The 19,890-nt window shown below is 46.6% G+C and carries 18 protein-coding genes; 9 read left to right on the top strand and 9 right to left on the bottom strand.

Annotated features, from left to right (window positions below; translation table 11 throughout):
* Positions 1-285: 285 nt before the first annotated feature.
* Together AAA952_RS12865 and AAA952_RS12860 are read left to right on the top strand one after the other, a co-directional pair.
* Entirely contained in the window at positions 286-540 is a 255-nt protein-coding gene (locus tag AAA952_RS12865; RefSeq protein ID WP_113941201.1) for a YkgJ family cysteine cluster protein, read from the top strand.
* 22 nt (positions 541-562) lie between these two features.
* On the top strand, positions 563-1,018 hold the full coding sequence (locus tag AAA952_RS12860; protein WP_105250838.1) for an Rrf2 family transcriptional regulator: 456 nt from the start codon (positions 563-565) through the stop codon (positions 1,016-1,018).
* Here AAA952_RS12860 and AAA952_RS12855 read toward each other — a convergent pair.
* The 4 genes from AAA952_RS12855 to gpmM are packed head-to-tail and all read right to left on the bottom strand — an operon-like array spanning position 993 to position 5,687.
* Positions 993-1,748: a divergent polysaccharide deacetylase family protein gene (locus tag AAA952_RS12855; RefSeq protein WP_263149110.1), complete on the bottom strand. Its 756-nt coding sequence runs from the start codon at positions 1,746-1,748 to the stop codon at positions 993-995. The two genes, AAA952_RS12860 and AAA952_RS12855, sit on opposite strands and share 26 nt — an antisense overlap.
* Before the next feature lie 9 nt (positions 1,749-1,757).
* Complete coding sequence (locus AAA952_RS12850; RefSeq protein ID WP_263237138.1) at positions 1,758-2,966, bottom strand: S41 family peptidase; 1,209 nt, start codon at positions 2,964-2,966, stop codon at positions 1,758-1,760.
* A gap of 32 nt (positions 2,967-2,998) precedes the next feature.
* On the bottom strand, positions 2,999-4,132 hold the full coding sequence (locus AAA952_RS12845; RefSeq protein ID WP_113941204.1) for a murein hydrolase activator EnvC family protein: 1,134 nt from the start codon (positions 4,130-4,132) through the stop codon (positions 2,999-3,001).
* A gap of 10 nt (positions 4,133-4,142) precedes the next feature.
* A complete protein-coding gene (gene gpmM, locus AAA952_RS12840; RefSeq protein ID WP_338257529.1) occupies positions 4,143-5,687 on the bottom strand; it encodes a 2,3-bisphosphoglycerate-independent phosphoglycerate mutase in 1,545 nt (514 codons plus the stop codon).
* Between the two features lie 267 nt (positions 5,688-5,954).
* Here gpmM and AAA952_RS12835 point away from each other — a divergent pair, with 267 nt between their 5' ends.
* The 5 genes from AAA952_RS12835 to AAA952_RS12815 all read left to right on the top strand — a co-directional run bounded on the left by AAA952_RS12835 (position 5,955) and on the right by AAA952_RS12815 (position 11,809).
* On the top strand, positions 5,955-6,389 hold the full coding sequence (locus tag AAA952_RS12835; RefSeq protein ID WP_105253030.1) for a rhodanese-like domain-containing protein: 435 nt from the start codon (positions 5,955-5,957) through the stop codon (positions 6,387-6,389).
* A 295-nt stretch (positions 6,390-6,684) separates the two neighbouring features.
* Positions 6,685-7,170 (top strand): protein-export chaperone SecB, encoded by a 486-nt coding sequence (secB, locus tag AAA952_RS12830; protein ID WP_006083777.1) that lies wholly within the window; start codon positions 6,685-6,687, stop codon positions 7,168-7,170.
* Positions 7,171-7,174: 4 nt separating this feature from the next.
* Positions 7,175-8,191, top strand: coding sequence for an NAD(P)H-dependent glycerol-3-phosphate dehydrogenase (gene gpsA / locus AAA952_RS12825; RefSeq protein WP_173497252.1), 1,017 nt, complete (start codon positions 7,175-7,177; stop codon positions 8,189-8,191).
* A gap of 193 nt (positions 8,192-8,384) precedes the next feature.
* Positions 8,385-9,569 carry an NAD(P)/FAD-dependent oxidoreductase gene (locus AAA952_RS12820; RefSeq protein ID WP_338257524.1) on the top strand — a complete coding sequence of 395 codons (1,185 nt, stop codon included), beginning with the start codon at positions 8,385-8,387 and terminating at the stop codon, positions 9,567-9,569.
* Positions 9,570-9,862: 293 nt separating this feature from the next.
* On the top strand, positions 9,863-11,809 hold the full coding sequence (locus AAA952_RS12815; protein ID WP_338257522.1) for a tetratricopeptide repeat protein: 1,947 nt from the start codon (positions 9,863-9,865) through the stop codon (positions 11,807-11,809).
* 56 nt (positions 11,810-11,865) lie between these two features.
* Here AAA952_RS12815 and AAA952_RS12810 read toward each other — a convergent pair whose 3' ends face one another.
* The 5 genes from AAA952_RS12810 to AAA952_RS12790 form a co-directional block, all read right to left on the bottom strand.
* Positions 11,866-13,230, bottom strand: coding sequence for a TrkH family potassium uptake protein (locus AAA952_RS12810; protein WP_113941208.1), 1,365 nt, complete (start codon positions 13,228-13,230; stop codon positions 11,866-11,868).
* 1 nt (position 13,231) lies between these two features.
* Complete coding sequence (locus AAA952_RS12805) at positions 13,232-13,933, bottom strand: potassium channel family protein (RefSeq protein ID WP_105250904.1); 702 nt, start codon at positions 13,931-13,933, stop codon at positions 13,232-13,234.
* Positions 13,934-13,965: 32 nt separating this feature from the next.
* The gene (locus tag AAA952_RS12800; RefSeq protein ID WP_338257519.1) at positions 13,966-14,649 is read right to left on the bottom strand and encodes a response regulator transcription factor; all 684 of its coding nucleotides are present in this window, start codon (positions 14,647-14,649) and stop codon (positions 13,966-13,968) included.
* Entirely contained in the window at positions 14,650-15,696 is a 1,047-nt protein-coding gene (locus tag AAA952_RS12795; protein ID WP_113941211.1) for a sensor histidine kinase, read from the bottom strand.
* A gap of 282 nt (positions 15,697-15,978) precedes the next feature.
* On the bottom strand, positions 15,979-16,902 hold the full coding sequence (locus AAA952_RS12790) for a pirin family protein (RefSeq protein ID WP_338257516.1): 924 nt from the start codon (positions 16,900-16,902) through the stop codon (positions 15,979-15,981).
* A 584-nt stretch (positions 16,903-17,486) separates the two neighbouring features.
* Here AAA952_RS12790 and AAA952_RS12785 point away from each other — a divergent pair.
* Together AAA952_RS12785 and AAA952_RS12780 are read left to right on the top strand one after the other, a co-directional pair.
* A complete protein-coding gene (locus tag AAA952_RS12785) occupies positions 17,487-19,160 on the top strand; it encodes a sensor histidine kinase (RefSeq protein ID WP_287478759.1) in 1,674 nt (557 codons plus the stop codon).
* The gene (locus tag AAA952_RS12780; RefSeq protein ID WP_105250908.1) at positions 19,154-19,885 is read left to right on the top strand and encodes a LytR/AlgR family response regulator transcription factor; all 732 of its coding nucleotides are present in this window, start codon (positions 19,154-19,156) and stop codon (positions 19,883-19,885) included. The genes AAA952_RS12785 and AAA952_RS12780 overlap by 7 nt, the downstream gene beginning before the upstream one ends.
* The last annotated feature ends 5 nt before the right edge of the window (positions 19,886-19,890 follow it).

Below are 19,890 nucleotides of genomic sequence, written 5' to 3'. Positions count from 1 at the left end.
TGCTGATATTTTCGTGTCAGTGACGCTAATGCTTCGGGTTCGAAGCATGTGGTTATCGTCATACTCGGGCATCATGTAGATGAAATCCTTACCAGAATATGACGCTTTCGCTTCAATGTTAAAAATCAAAACCTACTTTTTTGCCGATCTTTATTCCACTTTATCAATATTGTTTCTTTCACGTTCTGAAAACCTCCTGTGCGCGACTTGGCAGTATTGACCTGTGACACTGATCTCGGACAAATTAAACGGTATAATGCCTTATGTCTTTCATGAGTAACGAGAATGAATTGTCGTCTTGGGTGTGGTGCTTGCTGTATTGCGCCTTCAATAAGCAGCAGTATTCCGGGTATGCCAAAGGGTAAGGCGGCGGGTGAACGTTGTGTGCAATTGAGCGATGCCAATTTATGTTTGATTTTCGGCTCGCCTGATCGTCCTGCGGTTTGTAGTGATTTCGATGCATCTGATGATGTTTGTGGTCATTCAAACGAAGAGGCGATTTGGTTGATTACCCAACTCGAATCTCAGACCTCTCATTAAGTTTATCGCTGACAGGTGAAATATGCAGTTAACTCGTTATACCGATTTTGGCGTTCGTACCCTGATGTATTTAGCGGTTCAGCCAGATAGAACAACTTTATTTAGGATTGCTGAAATTACGCAGGTGTTTGATCTGTCACCAAATCATGTTTCTAAGATAGTGCATCATTTAGGCAAGATGGGTTACCTTGAAACCATCCGCGGTAAGATGGGCGGTTTCCGTTTGGGTAAGCCTGCGAGTGAGATTAACCTAGGGCAGTTAGTTCGAGTGTTAGAAAACTCACTCGCCCCGATTGATTGCAGCAAACCTTACTGCCGATTTACACCAGCCTGTAAGCTTAAAGGCGTGTTAGCCCAGGCTGTTGAAGCTTATTTGAATGTGCTGGATCAATATACTTTGCTGGATATTGTGAGTAACCGTGATGAGTTAGTCGCCTTGCTGCCAGACTTTTCTATTTCAGTACTGCAACTGGATTAGTACCACTTTTAAGTGCAATACCGATGGGGAGCAAACTCGATGCTGGCACCAGATCAATCCCCTCGGTTTTAAGTCTGTGTAGGTTAGCCTCTAAGAAGCGCATAGTTTCTGGATAAGGATGGGCAATCGCCACCAAGCTACCTTGGGTATGTGCCTGACTTATCATTAAGTTAAATTGTCTCTCGAGTGCATTGGCACTAGTATCATTGTCTAGAAACAGTTGGCGTTTTAATAAAGGAATGCCTAGCTTATCTGCGTTATCCCCTGCCTTAGTGAATCGTGTTGTCATACTATCGACAAAATACAGCTGCTTTTGTTTGAGTGTTTCCATGACCCAGAGCATGGGATCGTCTAGTTGAGTTAATAGACTCCCCATGTGGTTATTGGCACCTTTGGCAAAGGGAACGCTGTTAATCGCATCAATAACACTGGTGCGAATTTGTGCCTCAGTCATCGTATTGGTTAACCCCCCCAGCCCTAATGTCTTACCATTAAGCGCCTGCATGGGAAGATGTAGCATAATTTCGTGGCCTTTTTGGTGTCCTGCGTTAGCGAGTTCTTTGCCAAGTGGGGTATGAGGTAATACAGCGAGTGTTACTGTATTGGGCAGTGCCAGCACGGCTTTATCTGTATGACGATAACCTATGTCATCAATAATGAGTGCAAGCTGGGCTGCATAGCTTTGAGAAATGCTTAGGGCCAATAGGGCCAAGGAATAAAGTAAGCGCACAATTTCTTCTTATTCGTCATGGTGCTGTATCCATGCAATGGCAGAGGTCACTTGATGATCTTGGGCCAGTGATGCATGGGCTGATAGGGCGTCGATTATAGCTAAATTACCAACGCCGGAACCAGTTTCGGCGGCAATTTTTATGTCGGGGATGATCCCTATGTTGTGAATGTTTTCACCTCTAGGAGTATTGTACTGGGCAATTGTGAGTTTAATCGCGTTACCATCTTCTAAGATGGGGATCAGGCTTTGTACTGTACCTTTGCCAAAACTGGTCTCACCTAAGAGTTTTGCACGACCATTTTCTTGTAATGCGGCGGCGAGAACTTCGGATGCAGAGGCCGAGCCTTTGTTGATTAACACTAGCATAGGCACGTTAGTTAACATGGTTTGCGGTGAGGCATAGTAGTCAGAGTTGGCGTCGAAGAAGCGGCCAGAGGTCGAGACTATGCGTCCTTTGGCGAGAAAGAGATCCGCAATTTTAACCGCTTGGTCGAGTAGGCCGCCGGGATTATTACGTAGGTCTAAGATAAGTCCTGTGAGTGGTTTCTTTTGCCATTGGCTGAGCGAGCGCACCATATCTTCGGTAGAGTTTTCTTGGAAGTTGCTTAATCTGACATAGCCAATATTGCCATCAAGCAGTTGAGTGCTGACCGACTCTATAGTGATATTGCTTGGCTTGAGTGACACTTTAAAGATGGCATCGTCATTACTGTGTTTTAGCTCTAAGTTAATACTCTGATTATTGAGACTATGTCTTTTTATTTCAGTAAGGATATCGGCTAGATTCGTTTCAGTCGCCAGGGTGTCGTTAAGTTTAATAATAATATCACCCGCACGTATTCCCGCTTGCTCTGCGGGAGAATGGGCAAAGGGGGCTATGATGCTGATGTGGTCTTTTTGGGCCGCGACTTCGAAACCGAAACCAAAATACTCGCCGCGATTAGAATCTTTAAGATCGAGTAATTCTTGATGATTCAAGAAGCTGGAATAGGGGTCGAGATGTTCAAAAATGCCTTTGATGGCGGCTTGCACTAGCTCTTCTTTGGGAACGGTTTTGATATAGTAAGTTTCAACCGTTTCAAGTACATCTTGTAGTAATGGATAGTCAAAGTTGTCGCGGTAGGATTTCGCGTTCTCTTGGCTGGAGAGGCTGATGGATAGGCCTAAAGTGAGACCTAATCCAACGCAACTGATATAGCGGATCATGTATTTCATAACGGTCCCCTGTGATAAGGGGACCGTTATGATTAGCGACAGTATTTCGCTGGATCGACGGCTTGCCCTTTATGCCTTATTTCAAAGTATAGGCCAGGCTCGCTCTGTCCACCTGAACGTCCGACTAAAGCAATCGCTTCACCGCTTTTTACCATCTCACCAGGGCTTTTTAGTAGGGTTTGAGCGTGACCGTAAAGACTCATATAACCTTTACCGTGATCGATGACCATGACAAGACCAAAACCGCGTAACCAGTCGGCATAAATGACTTTACCACCTGAAACGGCTCGAATATTTTGCCCTTCTGGTGCAGACAACATAGTGCCTTTCCACACTACTTGACCGGAACGTTGGCTACCAAAGCTAGCACTCACACGACCTTTTGTTGGCCATTTAAGTTTTCCACTTTGTTTACCAAAGCCTTCCATCGAGGGATTATCTTTCATGGCCCGCAGCGCTTGTTCAACGACGCGCTTTAAGCTGGCCTCTTCAATTTGCAACTGCTCAAGCTCTGCACCCTTAGAATTTAAGGTGCGTTGCAGCTCTTTGATGGTCAGTTGACGCTGATCTTGCTCTTGGCTCAAACGTTTAGCTTGTACTTGTTGTTCGGCTACGAGTTTCGTTAATTGCTTTTGTTTACTCGTTTGCGACACCTTGATCTCATCTAGCTCGGTCAAGGTTTGCTTTAATTCGTTGATCGACTTCATCCGCGCTTTATTGAGGTATTGGTAATAAGCCAACATACGCTCGATAGTGGCGGGACTTTGCTGATTAAGCATCATCTTAGTGTAATCGTGATTACCGGCAAGATAGGCGCTCGACAGCTGTTTCGACAGTGTTTGTTGTTGAGTCACTTTAAGCGTTTCTAACTCATCTTGACGTTGTTTTAGCTCGGCAAGTTTAGTGTCGATTTGCGCTAAGCTATTTTTGGTGCTGTTGACTTTTTTGGCAGCTGACGCAATCGCTTCTTCATCGCTACGCAGCAATGACAGCAGCTTTTCTCTTTGTTTACTGGTGGTTTTTAATGCGCTTTGTTGTTGATTTATTTGCGTTTGGATTGATTTTAACTCGGACTTACGCTTCTCCAAATCAGAAGCGTGTGCCGAGAAAGATAACATCATAAAGCCAGCAATAATGCTGGCTTTAACAAGGAGTCGAGTGCTCACTAGGTAACGGTTACTCTTTTATGTGGATTAAGGGTTTGCCCGTCATCTCAGCTGGAATGGCTTCGCCGATCAAGGTCAAGATGGTTGGTGCAACATCGCTGAGTTTACCACCTTCATCTATGGTCGCATCGCGTCCAACAAAGACGAAAGGCACGAGTTCACTGGTGTGGGCCGTGTGAGCCTGACCTGTGGTTTCGTCGGTCATTTGCTCGGCATTGCCGTGGTCGGCGGTAATAATACATTCTCCGCCCACTTTCGCCAGCGCATCAACCACACGGCCGATACAAGCGTCGACAGCTTCACAAGCTTTAACGGCGGCATCGAAATTACCCGTGTGGCCAACCATGTCACCATTGGGGTAGTTACAGATGATCACGTCGTACTTGGTTGATTCAATTGCTGCGACTAACTTGTCAGTTAGCTCAGATGAACTCATCTCAGGCTGTAGATCGTAGGTTGCCACTTTAGGCGAGTTGATTAGGATGCGATCTTCTCCCTCGAATGGCTCTTCTTTACCGCCGTTAAAGAAGAAAGTCACATGGGCGTATTTCTCAGTTTCAGAGATACGCAGCTGAGTACGACCTTGTTTCTGCAGCACTTCACCTAAGGTATTCACTAAGTTTTCAGATGGATAAGCGATAGGTGCTGTGATGTCGCCAGCATACTCAGTCAAAGTGACGAAGTGCATTTTCGGCATAACAGCGCGTTCGAAACCATCGAAGTCTGGGTGAATAAAGCTACGGGTGATTTGACGGGCGCGGTCAGCACGGAAGTTCATAAAAATCAGGGCATCGCCGTCTTTTAAGGTCGCAACTTGACCGTTGGCATCTGTGATCGCCGATGAAGAGACGAATTCGTCGTTTTCGTTACGTTCGTAAGCCGCTTCTAATGCTGTAACGGCATTGTCGTATTGGAATTTTGACTTACCTTGGGTGATTAAATCGTAGGCTTGTGACACGCGATCCCAACGATTATCCCTGTCCATAGCAAAGTAACGACCAATAATCGATGCGATACGGCCATGGCCTAATGTAGTAAACAGATCATCAAAATGACTCAGGCTACCCTTAGCGCTACGCGGTGGCGTATCGCGTCCGTCGAGGAAAGCGTGCAGATAAACCTGAGTAGCACCGCGAGCAACGGCCATACGGCACATAGCTTCGATATGCTCTTCATGGCTGTGGACGCCGCCGGGGGAAAGCAAGCCCATAATGTGTACTGCTCCGCCAGCTTTGATGGCTGAGTCTACCGCATCACATAGTGCAGGATTTTTTTCAAACTCATGATCTGCAATGGCTTTACTGATACGAGTGAGTTCTTGATAAACCACACGGCCAGAGCCTAAGTTAATATGGCCAACTTCAGAATTTCCCATCTGGCCATCAGGTAAGCCAACATCTAAGCCAGAACCTGAAATCAAACTATGGGGATATTTAGCGTTGAGACGGTCGAGTACCGGAGTCTTGGCGTGGAAAATCGCATTATTATGCGTGTTTTCACGGTAGCCCCAGCCATCGAGGATCAACAACGCGAGCGGACGTTTAGCTGTCGTCATAGTGATACCTTTAAGTTTTATAGAAGCGATAGAAATCTGAAATTGGTCAAATATTACTACGTTAGCGGGGTATGAAAAAGCGCTTTACCCCGATTAAGGTCATCGAATCACTAATTCGCCCGATTCTGTGAGTGGCTTGTGACAAGTACAGAGTCAATTGCACTAAAAGTGCGATCTCGAACTGTGACTAAACTGCTGCATTCTGCCAAGGCAATCGGTATACTCTGTGCCCTTATCGAATTTTCGCCATTTATGCGGGCAATCATCATGCAAGAATATATCGAATTTTTTAAAGCTCACTCAATGCTCAGTCTGGCTTGGGTGGGATTATTTGTTGTGCTTGTCGCGAGTATCATCAAATCGAGCATGTCAAAAATCAAAAGTATTTCTCATCAAGAATTAACGATTATGGTGAATAGACAGGATGCTAAAGTGGTTGATGTGCGCTCGAATGACGAGTTCCGCAAGGGCCATATTGTTGATGCACTTAATGTTACGCTCGCCGATATTAAAAATAATCAGATATCAGCCCTTGAAAAGTATAAAGCCAGTCCCATTATATTGGTATGCAATGCTGGCATGACCTCGTCTCAAGCCGCTCAGCTTTTGAGTAAGCAAGGTTTTGAAAACCTGTACAACTTGAAAGGTGGTATGGGTGAATGGCAGGCAGCAAATATGCCTGTTTCAAAAAGCAAAAGATAAGTTGTCGGCGGCAGTTATGATTTAAGCTGTACTCAATCCACAGGATAGTGCAGTAATAAAGTCATCATTGTTTGGCATACTGATCCTACGGTCGCTAAGGGCTTAATGTAAGTTTTTAGACTGGTTCGATCGATACCCGAATATGGGTACAAGTTGGGATGATACCGAGATCTGATATAGGCCTTGAGTAACATAAGCCCCGAGCCAATTTACGTTCAAATAGTAATTGGCTTTCAAATAATAATTGGCTTTCAACGAAAAGCCGATACAACATTGATAGGATAGGTAGGAAATTATGGCTGAAGTAGCAAACAACGAACAACAAGCCCCACAATTCAACATCCAACGTGTTTACACTAAAGATGTGTCTTTCGAAACGCCTAACAGCCCAGCGGTATTCCAAAAAGAATGGAACCCAGAAGTTAAGTTAGATTTAGACACGCGCAGCGCTAAATTAGCTGATGATGTGTATGAAGTTGTCCTGTCTTTAACTGTGACTGCACAAAATGGTGGCGACACCGCTTTCCTATGTGAAGTACAACAAGCCGGTATCTTCTCTATCACTGGTCTGACTGAGCCACAATTGGCCCATTCATTAGGTGCATACTGCCCTAACATCCTATTCCCATATGCTCGCGAAACCGTGGGCAGCTTAGTCGGTCGTGGTACTTTCCCACAACTGAACTTAGCACCTGTTAACTTCGACGCGCTGTTTGCCCAATACGTGCAACAACGTCAAGCTGCTGCGACTGCACCAGCTGCCGAAGAAGCTAACGCTTAATTACATGAAAAACTCTGCCGATATCACGGTATTAGGGGCGGGCTCTTATGGCTCCGCCCTTGCCATTTCTTTAGCCAGCAACGGTCATAAGACCTTGTTATGGGGACACGATCCTGTCCACATGCAAACGCTCGCTCAAGACAAGTGCAACCAAGCTTTTTTGCCTGGTATTGCGTTTCCTGATTGTTTACAGATCGAAGCCGATTTAGCCAAAGCCTTAGCCGCCAGCAACAATGTGTTAGTGGTCGTACCAAGCCATGTGTTTGGTACTGTGCTTGAGCAAGCTAAACCGTTACTCCGTAGCGATGCGCGCATCGTATGGGCAACGAAAGGGCTCGAGCCTGAAACCGGACGTTTGCTGCAAGATGTGGCCCGTGATGTGTTAGGTGAGCAATATCCGCTGGCGGTGTTATCTGGGCCGACCTTCGCGAAAGAATTAGCCATGGGTTTACCTACGGCCATTTCGGTCGCGGGCACTTGTCCTAAATTCACCAACGATCTCGTTGAGCTGTTACACAGCCCTAAACGTTTGCGGGTTTACGCCAACGACGACTTTACCGGACTGCAACTTGGCGGCGCGGTAAAGAACGTGATCGCGATTGGCGCGGGCATGTCCGACGGTATCGGCTTTGGTGCCAATGCCAGAACAGCCTTGATTACCCGTGGTTTAGTCGAATTGACGCGTTTAGGCGAAGCCTTAGGTGCCAATGCCGCCACCTTTATGGGCATGGCGGGGTTAGGCGACTTAGTGTTGACCTGTACCGACAACCAATCCCGTAACCGTCGTTTCGGTTTAGCCTTAGGTAAAGGCTGTGATGTGATGACAGCACAGGCTGAAATTGGCCAAGTGGTTGAAGGTTATCGCAATACCAAAGAAGTGTTTACGCTTGCGAAACGCCTCGGGGTTGAAATGCCAATCACTGAGCAGATTTACCAAGTCTTGTATCAAGGCAAAGCGCCGGTCGATGCTGCGAAAGAATTGCTCAGCAGAGAAAAGAAATCAGAAACGCCTACGCAATAAACCGCGAGCCGTGATGATGCTGTAATGCCGAATAAAGGAAAGGGTGCTAAAATAGCGCCCTTTTTTGTGCCTAGCGTTTGAGCTTATCTTTGCTCCGTTTAGCTGTTGCATGATTTGCTTGCTAAAGGTTCGCGAGTCAGCAAATTGCCCGTTGGCAGTCAATATCAATCAATTATCTGTGTGGAGTAAGAGCGTGAAACATCATGATGTCATTATTATCGGAGCCGGCGCCGCGGGATTGATGTGTGCAGCGACCGCGGGTTACCGAGGCCGTGATGTACTCGTACTCGACAATGCCAAGCAAGCCGGGCGTAAAATCCTCATCAGCGGCGGCGGGCGTTGTAACTTTACCAACCTTAAAGTCGAGCCCGCTAACTTCCTCTGTGGCAATCCCCACTTTGTTAAGTCGGCACTCGCGCGTTATCCCTCGCAGCAGTTTATTGAATTGGTCGAGCGTCACGGGATTGAATACCATGAACGCGATCACGGCCAACTGTTTTGCAATGACTCTGCTAAAGAAATCGTTACTATGCTGCTCACCGAATGTGAATGGGCTGGCGTGACCATTAAGCTGCGCACCGATATTCTGGCCGTTAAAAAAGCCGAATCTGGGCGCTTTGAACTTAACACTTCTAACGGCGAACTGAGCTGCGACTCACTGGTTATCGCCACGGGTGGCTTATCCATGCCTAAACTCGGCGCCACGCCTTACGGCTATCAACTGGCCGAGCAGTTTGGCCTCAAAGTATTGCCAACTCACGCGGGTCTGGTGCCGTTTACATGGCACAGTGAAGATAAAATTCGTTTCGAGCCCTTGTCGGGAATCGCAGTGCCGAGCCGCATTACCGCCAAAGATGGCACTGCATTTAGCGAAGCGCTGCTATTCACTCACCGTGGCTTATCGGGTCCCGCAATTTTGCAGATTTCCAACTATTGGAAAGCGGGCGAAACCATAGAAATCGATCTCTTGCCGAATATGGATTTGGCGCAATTGCTTGAGCAGCAGCTCATTGCGCATCCAAAACAAAGCCTGCGCAATACACTTAGCCAATGGTTACCTAAACGGCTGGTGGAAGTACTATTCGATGAAGCCCTGTTGAATAAAGCCTTAAATCAGCTAGTTCACGCCGAGCGCGCAACACTTGTGGATGATCTCCACCGCTGGACAGTATTGATGAATGGCACCGAAGGCTACCGTACCGCCGAAGTGACGTTAGGCGGCGTTGATAGTAATGAGTTGTCATCCAAAACTATGGAAGCCAGCAAAGTCGCAGGACTCTACTTTATCGGTGAAGTCATGGACGTAAGTGGTTGGTTAGGCGGGTTTAATTTTCAATGGGCCTGGGCATCTGGCGTCGCCGCAGGAAGGGCGGTTTAGTCCTTAATTTGAATGAGAATAATGAAATTAGATTACAGGCCACTTTGGTTAAAAATGAAAAATAGATTGTCTGTGGTTTTGTGAGGAATTGTTCGGTTTATTATTCACGAGCTGGCTTTGAATGATAAACCGATATTGGCGCTATCATTTTCGAAGAACGATGCATAAGTAAAAAAATTAATTGGTTCAAGACTCACAAGTTTACTCAAATTCATGCCAAGTAAGTGGTTTTTATTTATGAATGTCAGTAGATTAACTATTTCATTATGAATTAGATCTCGCAAAGGATAGCTGTGTCTCAATTATTTCCATTTCGCATATACCTGCAGTGCCTGTTAATAGTCGGTTTTCTTAGCATTCACAGTAATGTTTCCTATGCTGCCACAAAGCAATCAACGGAAGCCCTGCCTGTTGTAGAGCAATCTTGGGTAATTACGCAGATTATTCAGTTACAAGAGCGAAGCGCTAGATTAGAAGCTTTATTTCAGCTGCAAACACTTAACAGCAGCGATATGGAAGATGCTGAAAAAGAACTTCAACAACTGCAATTACAACTAGTTGAGTTGAAAGAGAAACTGGTAGCTCAAGCAGATAGTCAGTCAAAAGAATTGGCTAGCTATGATAGAAGAATCAGCGATATTAATTTTTATACTAATTTTTGGGGCGCGGTGCTGGCCGTCTTTGGCCTAATTATCACAATTACGGCTATAGCTATGGGGTGGTCTGCAAAAAATCGTGCTGTCAGCGAGGCAACCAAAGCCGCAAGAGAATATTTCAATTCAGAAGGTAAATCTCTAATTGAGGCCGAACAGGCGAGATTTGAAAATGCGAGAGAACTAGAAATTGCTACGCTGCGTTGTGAGCATGAAGCTTTGCATCAAGAACTCAAATCACAGAGTGAGCTGCTAATAGCTCAGTCATTTTTCAGTAAAGCTGAATCATTTGAAAAAGACGACAACCCAGATGCAGCTATAGCTGAATATGACGGGCTAGTTGCTAGGTTTATAGATTCAGAATCAATTGATATTAAAGAAAAAATTTCTTTATCTTTATTTCGTAAAGCCAGTATCTTTAACAAATCAGACAAACTGGCCGACGCTAATTTGGCGTATGACGAATTGGTTAGCATGTTCATCGAAGATGAATCCCCGAAGATTAATTACCTAGTCGCAGCCGCGTTGGCGAACAAAGGTATGACACAAGGTAAGCTAAATCTGCTTGAAGCTGCAGTGGATACTTATCACAAACTAGTGAGTCGATTTGACCGTACGACGGATCTGAAGTTAATAAAAGTAGTTGCTGTAGCACAGTTAAATAAAGGTGTGGCACAAGGTCGGCTCAACCAGCCTGAGGCAGCAATTAAAACTTTTAATGAGCTTGTGTGTCGTGTTACTGACGAGACAGAGCTAGTACTGAAAGAGCAGGTTGCCAAAGCGCTAGTAAACAAAGGTGTGGCACAAGGTCGGCTCAACCATCCTGAGGCAGCGATAGAAACTTTTAATGAGCTCGTGTGTCGTTTTGGTGGTGCGACTGAGCTGGTATTGAAAGAGCAGGTTGCCAATGCGTTGCTCTATAAAGGTATGGCACAAGGTCAGCTCAATCAACCAGAAGCTGCCATGGAGACTTATAACGAGCTGGTACGTCGCTTTGATGGTGCGTCTGAGTTGGTACTGAAAGAACAGGTTGCCAGAGCGCTAGTAAACAAAGGTGGTACACAATATAAGCTCAAGCAGCCCGAAGCTGCGATGGAGACTTATAACGAGCTGGTTCGCCGCTTTGGTAATGCGACCGAGTTGGTTCTGAAAGAGATGGCTTCCAATGCATATAATGGCATTGGCTTTGCTCGGCTTTCTGATGGAAAAGAACATTTGATCAAGGATAATGTTGAGCAGGCAGAAGCTAATTTCAAGCAAGCTCTTGAGTATTTCGATAAAGGTTTAATTTATCTTGAACCAGAAAGTTTAAGCGGCTTAATTCTGGGCAATCGAGCTTATGCATTGGCGCTTCTGGGAGATGTTAAATTAGCTGAAGACGTGTTTGTGGCTGGATTGCGCGCTCCTGTTGATGGAGGGGAAACGCTTTATGAAGCTACTTTGTCTGACTTCGAAATACACCCACTACCGCAGGATGAGCCAATGAAAGAGTTGGTCGAGCGACAGTGGAAAATGTGGGTAGCGGAACATGACTCCAAGTGTGAAGATACTTTTATAAAACAACCGAACGGCGTGTCACTGTCGTGAACATGCTCGAATGGCGGCACTGACTATCTTGCAGTGCCTGCCGTCCAATTAATCACTCAACCAATCGCCAGTTTAGTTTCTGCGTAGCGCAGTTTCTTGGTCCTTGGGCTGGCGAGGAAGTAGGCGAGTACGAGTGGGCCGAGGCGACCCATGAACATTATAAAAATGATGATGGCTTGGCCTAGAGTCGTTAAGTTGCCTGTCAGACCTCGGGACAAACCGACTGTGCCCAGTGCTGATACTGCCTCAAAGACGATATCAATTAACGGTGCGTTTTCACTTAATACCAGTGCGAAGATGGCTAGCCAAGTGACGCCAATGGAGATCATGGTTAGCGCCAAGGCTTTACTGACGGTATCTTTGGGGATCTCGCGCTTAAATACATAAATGGCTTCATCGCGGCGTAAATAGCCATAAGTTGCCAAGATGAGCACCATAAAGGTGACCACCTTAATGCCACTGGCGGTGCTTAATGAGCCGCCGCCAATAAACATCAATACCAGCATGAGTAGCGTTGTACCATCTTCGAGTTGGTCAATTGCTAGTGTATTAAAGCCTGCGGTACGCGGTGTCACGGCTTGAAACCATGAGGCTAACCATTTACCGAGTTCGCTTAAGGGCGCCAAGGTATTGGGGTTGTTGTACTCAATAAAGTAAATCGCAATTACGGCGACGGCGTTGATAATTATAGTGCCTGTGATCATCATGCGACTGTAAACGCTGAGTTTTGACCAACGTTTGTTCCTACGAAGATCTATCCACACCGAGAATCCGAGGCCACCTATGATGAGCAGGCCTGTGATGGTGAGGTTAATGACAGGATCGGCAACATAGGGCATTAGGCTGTCGGCACTGAGGGCAAAACCTGCGTTGTTAAAGGCGCTGATGGTGTAGAAAAAACCGTGGAATAAGCTGGTTTGCCAACCAAGTTCCTGACTCCAGTACACGGAAAGAATGGCCATGCCTACGGCTTCAACCAGTAAGGAAAACACTAACACTGATTTTGCCGTTGACACTAGAGTCGATGTATCTGTTTGATTAAAAGCCTCTTTTGCGACTGTTTGGTGCAAAAAACCAATTCTGCCGCCAATGGCAATCAAGGTGACAATGGCGAAGGTCATCAGCCCAAGTCCACCGCATTGGATTAACAGCGCTATGACGATTTGCCCAAAGGGTGTAAAAACAGTGCCAGTATCGACAACGACAAGCCCTGTCACTGTTACCGCCGAGGTGGCCGTGAACAGACTTTGTAGCCAAGTAACAGAAGATTCGGTTGCTATCGGCAGTTTGAGTAAGCAAGTGCCTAAGATGATCAACAATGCAAAGCTCACGCTTAGGATAAAGGGCGGCGCGCCTAACAACTTTTTACTCGATTTGGGTTTATGCTCAATCGCCATGATGGAGGGATGCCATTGAACCAAGTTACACCAACCTTGGCGCTAGGTATTTGAGCTCAGTACGGCTACCGCAGAGCAGTAAGGCGTCATTCGTTTGCAGGATAAATTGACTATCAATTTTGCTGAAAACCGTCAGATCCCGCTTAACCATAATGGCGGCGACTTTGCCTTTAGGATTGCGTATCACATTGCTTTTTGCATCATCTTTAACATCATCCTGTGCAGCGCCGAGTAGTTGGCTGACAGTAGTTTGATCAAGGTGAGGCTTGATATGGATTTCGACCACATAGAGACCATCACCAATCGGCAGGAAATTGTTCACCATAGGATAGTTGAGTGACTGGGCGACACGTATGCCCATTTCTTCCTCTGGATGTATGATGCGGGCGACGCCGAGTTTAGAGACGATAGTGTGATGGGCTTTAGTGCTGGCCTTGACCCAAATGACTTCTACTCCCAGATTTTTCAGTGCCAAGGTGCACAGCAAACTTGATTGCATATCTTCGCCAATTGCGACCAGAACGGCTTCACTGTTTGCGAGGTCTAGCTCACGTAGTGCGGCTTCGTCGGAACAATCACAAATAACCGCTTCGGTTAAGTCTTCTACATATTTTTCCACCATTTTAGGGTCACTATCCACGCCAGTGACCGTGTGGCCTAAGTGGATCAACTCTAGGCTAGCGGCGACACCAAATCGCCCTAAGCCAATAACGGTAAAATGTGCCATTAAAATATCCTTTTCTAATTTATAACAGATGCTTATCTATTGTTTGTTAAGCGATAACCTAGGCCCGCTTCTGTCTTAATGAGCTGCTGCTCGCTGCTGTCATTGAGTTTTTTACGTAACTGACTGACTAAAATCCGCAGATAATGACTGTCTTCTTGATGGGTTTTACCCCAAATATCCCGCAGTAATTCAGTTTGTTTAACGAGCTGACCAGGGTGAGACATTAAGGTCTCCATCAGGGCAAACTCCTTTTTGGTTAAGGCGATTTCTTGCTGATCGAGCCAAAGCTGGTGGGTACTTTTTTGCAACTTAAGTGCGCCAAACTGCAGTAAATCACTTAATTGCGGTTCATCGACTAAGTCGCGGACTAAAACCTTGATGCGAGCGATTAACTCCCTGATCCCAAATGGCTTGCTGAGATAGTCATTGGCGCCAGCTTCTAAAAGACGAATTTTTTCTTCCTCTTGATCGCGGGCGGTTAAGATAAGCACTGGCACTTTGTCACTCTGACGTAGGGTTTGCAGCAAGCTGATGCCATCACCATCGGGTAGGCCAAGATCGAGCACTAACACATGTGGCTGCTGCGCATGATATTGCGCTAGGGCTGACGCAATCGAGGCGGCGCCATGATATTCGAATCCTTCCGCTTCTAACGATATCCGCATAAAAGTGTGGATTTGCGCTTCGTCATCGACGACCAGCACCTTATAAGCCATTTATTCCTCTCCCTTTTTTATCGGCAATGCGATACGAATAAGGCTGCCATGAGCGACAGGTTCGGCGCTGATCTGGCCACCATGGGCGGTAATTATCCCCTTAGCAACAGCAAGCCCAAGGCCCGAGCCGCTATCGGTTGAGGGATGTTGGCGATAAAAGAGTTCAAAAATTGCCTGCGCCTGAGCGGGTTCTATGCCAAGACCCTCATCTTGGATATCTAACAATAATGCATCGCCCTGCTGATACGCTTTTACTATGACTTGCTTATCAGAAGGCGAATAGCGCAGCGCATTATCCAATACATTAAAAATAGCTTGCTCAATCAATGAACTGCAGATCATCAGTGACGGTAGATCGGCGTCACTCTTGATGATAATGCGCGGCTGCGTGGCTGGAAAACGGGCAATAGCTTGGTGTAATACATTCATTATGGCGTCTTCACTCAAGCTAAATTTGAGTGCGCCGTGTTGTAACTTAGTGGCTTGCAGCAGGTTTTCGATATATTGGTGCAGGCGATGGCTTTCGGCCGCCGCGCTATCAATCAGCTCATCCTTTTGGTCTGGGCTGAGCTTAGGCATGTATTCCTTTAGGGTGGTGAGCGTGCCTATGATAGTGGCGAGTGGGGTGCGTAAATCGTGGGAAACCGACAGCAAAATACTGTTGCGTAACTGAGCTTGTTCGAGAGCATCTTGCTGACGTCGATAGTGTTCGGCTAATTTGCTTGTGGTGAGGGCGACAAGCAGAAACACACTGAGATTGAGAATGTCCTCAAGATTAAACATCTGGAGTGAATAACGTGGTGTGGTAAATAGAAAATTAAAGCTGGTCGCCTCAAACACTGCTGCAAAATAGGCCAAGTTGGCGTTGCATTGTAGGGCTACGGCCACTACGGCCAATTGTAAAATCAGCAGTACGGCGATAGTCGAGTTTGAAAAGTGATCGATAAAGGCGCTGCTGAAAATGGCCGTCACTAGCACTATGAAGGTAAATAAAGTCGGGTGCGAACGCCAGTATTGTGTCATGGGAGCCGCTATGGATGAAGTCATGAATAGAAAGACGCATATAAAGAAAGTGCCTGTACTTTAGCAAAGGCATTTTAAGATAGCGCGTAAAAATGTCGTAAAATTTGTAACCTTGTGAGTGGCTTAGCTTGCACTTAGCTTAGGCAAATCGAGCTTGTTCACATCACACTTTGGCTAAATGATAAGGCTTACCGCATACACTTATGTTGTAAGCCTTAACCCTGGCGCAGGCCCTTACGTATGTTGCCAAAGCGCTTATCCACCACTAACCCTGAATCATTGACTTGCCCGTCATTGAGCTAAGCATCACCAAGGTATTGGTGGGGGCACTAAGCGTTTGCCACTATAGCCAGTAACGGCGGCGAAGCGGGGATCTTCGGCTTCCCAATCGGCCTGTGCTTTGACTATTTCATCTTTGCTATGGCCAACAAAGTTCCACCAAATGCTGACAGGATCAGCCAATGGCGCGCCGCCAATTAGCAGTATGCGACAACCCGCCTCGAGTTTTATGGTGATGGTTTCGCGTAGCATGCCAAGGTAGGCGAGGTGGTTATTATCAAAACTGTCATCCTCGATTTGGAAGCGGCCTTCCAGTGGCATGAGGGCATATTCGAAACTAGGGTCGAGATTCAGAGTGAGTTCAGCGTTATGGGCGGCAAACAGATCTATGGCAACGATAGGTGAGAAGTGTAATGTGGGCGCCTGTTTATGATGCCAACTGCCAATCAGTAGGGTGAATTCGACGCCTGACTCGTGCCAAGTCGGTAGCTCTGGGTAGTGATCGAATCTCGGAGTGGTATCTTTGTGTTCCAGTGGTAAGGCAATCCATAGTTGGGCTGCGTGCATAGTGTGATGGCCCGCTATCGACTCTTCGGTGTGGGCTATGCCGTGTCCGGCTGTCATCAGGTTAACTTGTTTTGGGCGGATCACTTGAGCACTGCCGAGGCTGTCCCTGTGCATGATTTCGCCTTCGAGCATCCAAGTAAAGGTTTGCAATCCAATGTGTGGATGTTGGCCGACGTTTAACTGCGGGCCGTCGGTGATTGGGCCAATATGGTCGAGAAAGCACCAAGGGCCGATAAGGCGGCGCTCTTTTTGTGGAATAGCCCGTGCGACAGGTATGCCGCCGACATCACTGATTTTGGGGGCAATCCGTTGAGCTTGAATGCGGCCATTTTCAATAGGACATTCCTTAGGGCCACCATAAAACTGTGCTTGTAGTTCACTCATGTTCGCTCCTTATTCCATTACTAGGGCATGCTCAGTTCAGTTTGGCTCGGTTCAGTGCTGCTAAGTGTGAACCTAGAATCTCGCATGGGGGTGATCTCATCTTGCATTCGAGCCGAAGGTTTTAGCTTCGGGTATTCCGGTCGATTTTGCAAATTGTGGCAGTGACCTGATAGAGGGCAACTGCACTTTTTAGTGGTTAACTTAACGTGTTTTAGGTTCTTCAAATTGTCCTTCGATAGTCTTTGATAGCCTAATTCGAGTACGAATGTGTGACTGAGCCCGCGTGAATGGGACTTTTATCTGTCCTTTACTTTAGCAAGCCTGTATTTATGTGGGCATTAGCGTTTGATGTTTTACTCGAGCCTAAATACGAGTGTTTGACAAGTTTGGGGCTCGGTGATTTTTATCATCCATGTCTTACGTTGGATCTGCAAAATCGAGTCTATCTTTTATGGGAGCTTGTGTTGGCGGCAAAGCCTGTCTTCACCCTAATCCATTCAGCGTACAGGCTTAACACTCATAAATATATCATTGGTAAATATAACGTTGGGCTGTGATTCAGCGTGATAGATCAAGGAGAAAGCGTGCTCGAAAATCAAATGATGTTACTGGCGGTATTTGAACGGGCGGCCTTGATGCTGATGACCTTGTTCTTTTTAACTCGCACTCGACCGTTTCAGCGTTTATTCCAAAAGCGTAATCATACCCCCGCAGAGTTAGTTTCTGTGGCGGCGATATTTTGCTTATTTGCGGTATTTAGTACTTATACCGGCATTGAGGTTGAAGGCGCGTTGGTTAACGTGCGTATTATCGCGATTATTTCTGGCGGGATTCTATTTGGCCCTTGGGTTGGTATTCCTGCGGGCGTGCTGTCGGGACTGCATAGATATCTGATTGATATGGATGGCGATACCTCTATTCCGTGTTTAATCGCCAGCATTATTGCCGGCCTTATGGCGACGTGGATTTATTACAAATGTCCCAAATCTAAGCTGTGGATTTATGGCATTGCGGCGGGCATGTTGTGCGAAACGCTGACCATGTTGTTGATTTGGTTGCTGACAGAGCCACACGAGGTGGGCGTTGAGATTGTGAGTCATATTGCCTATCCCATGATTGCGGGCACTGTGTGTATCGGGCTAATCATCAAGCTAGTGCAGGACCTCGACGATGAGAAAGAGCTCATTGCCGCCAAGCAGGCCAAACTCGCGCTGGATATTGCCAATAAAACCTTACCCTTTTTCCGCAAGATTGACCGCCATGCCCTAGAGCAAGTATGCGCTGTGATCCGTAATGAAATCCATGCCGATGCCGTGGCGATTACCGATACTCGCGATGTATTAGCCTATATGGGCGTTGGCAAAGATTACTACGAGGTCGATGGTCATCAAGCGATTAGCGAAATGACTCAAAGGGCGATAGAGCAAGATCAAAACATTATTAACAATGACTTACGCCAATATCATTTATCGGATTTTCATTCGGTCATCATAATCCCGCTGCGCGAAAACGGCACTGTGAGTGGCACGCTGAAGATTTACTATCGCAATACCTATCGTATCACTAGCTCGTTGCGGGAGATGGCTGTGGGTTTGTCGCAGCTGATTTCGACCCAGATGGAAGTGTCGCGTATCGAGCAACTGCAAGAGATGACCCGCAAGGCGGAGTTCACTGCGTTGCAGAGCAAGATTAACCCGCACTTTTTATTTAATGCCCTCAATGCGATTTCTTCTTTGATCCGTATTCGGCCACAGCAGGCGCGACAGTTGATTGCTAATCTGGCCGATTATCTGCGCTATAACTTGGCTAAAGGCGATGAGCTGATTGATATCCAAGAAGAAGTGAAACAAGTCCGTGATTATGTGGCGATCGAGCAGGCGCGCTTTGGCGACAAGCTTGAAGTGATCTTCGATGTCGACGATGTGCATTTTTGTGTACCTTGCCTCTTGTTACAGCCGCTGGTGGAAAACGCGATTTTGCACGGCATTCAGCCGCGTAGTGCACCGGGCAGAGTGACGATAGAAGTGAAAAAACTTGATGCAGGCATTCGCGTCGCCGTGCGCGATACCGGCTATGGGATCCGCCAAGAGGTGATTGATGGCGTAGCTGCTGGCCGTGTAGAAAGTAGCAGTATTGGGCTGATGAATGTGCACCAGAGAGTGAAGTTATTGTACGGCGAAGGTTTGCAGCTTAAACGGCTCGAGCCGGGGACTGAAGTCAGTTTTTACTTACCGGAAAATGAGGCGCAAGTATGTTAAAAGCCATCATAGTTGAAGATGAATATCTTGCCCGTGAGGAGCTAGAGTATTTAGTGAAGAGCCACAGTGAGATAGACATAGTGGCTAGCTTCGAGGATGGCTTAGAGGCCTTTAAATATTTGCAGGATCACGAGGTCGATGTGGTGTTTTTGGATATCCAAATACCGTCCATCGATGGCCTCTTGTTGGCGAAGAATCTGCATAAATCGACCCATCCTCCCCATGTGGTGTTTGTCACTGCCTATAAAGAATTTGCAGTAGAAGCATTTGAGCTCGAAGCCTTCGACTATATTCTCAAGCCCTACAATGAACCGCGGATCATTAGCTTATTGCAGAAGATTGAACAGGTGGGACGACAAGCACCAAAGCCGCAACATGAGGCCGCGAGTAACACTAGTCGAACCGTGAATTTAGTCAAAGGTGAGCGGATTATCGTTACGCCCTGCGAGCAAATTTATTATGCTGAGGCCGATGAAAAACTCACTTATGTGTACACCCGCACCGACCGTTATGTGATGCAGATGACCATCAGTGAGTTTGTCAGCCGCTTGCCCGCCGAGGGCTTTTTCCGCTGTCACCGTTCCTATTGCGTCAATATCAACAAGATCCGCGAAATCGTGCCTTGGTTCAATAGTACTTACCTGATTAGGTTGCATGATTTGTCGTTCGAGGTGCCCGTTAGCCGTAGTAATATTAAGGCTTTTCGACAGCTGATGAGGCTGTAATTGTC

Source organism: Shewanella sp. M-Br, assembly GCF_036245925.1.
Classification (GTDB): Bacteria; Pseudomonadota; Gammaproteobacteria; order Enterobacterales; family Shewanellaceae; genus Shewanella; species Shewanella oncorhynchi.
This window is presented reverse-complemented; position numbering and strand designations above follow the sequence as displayed.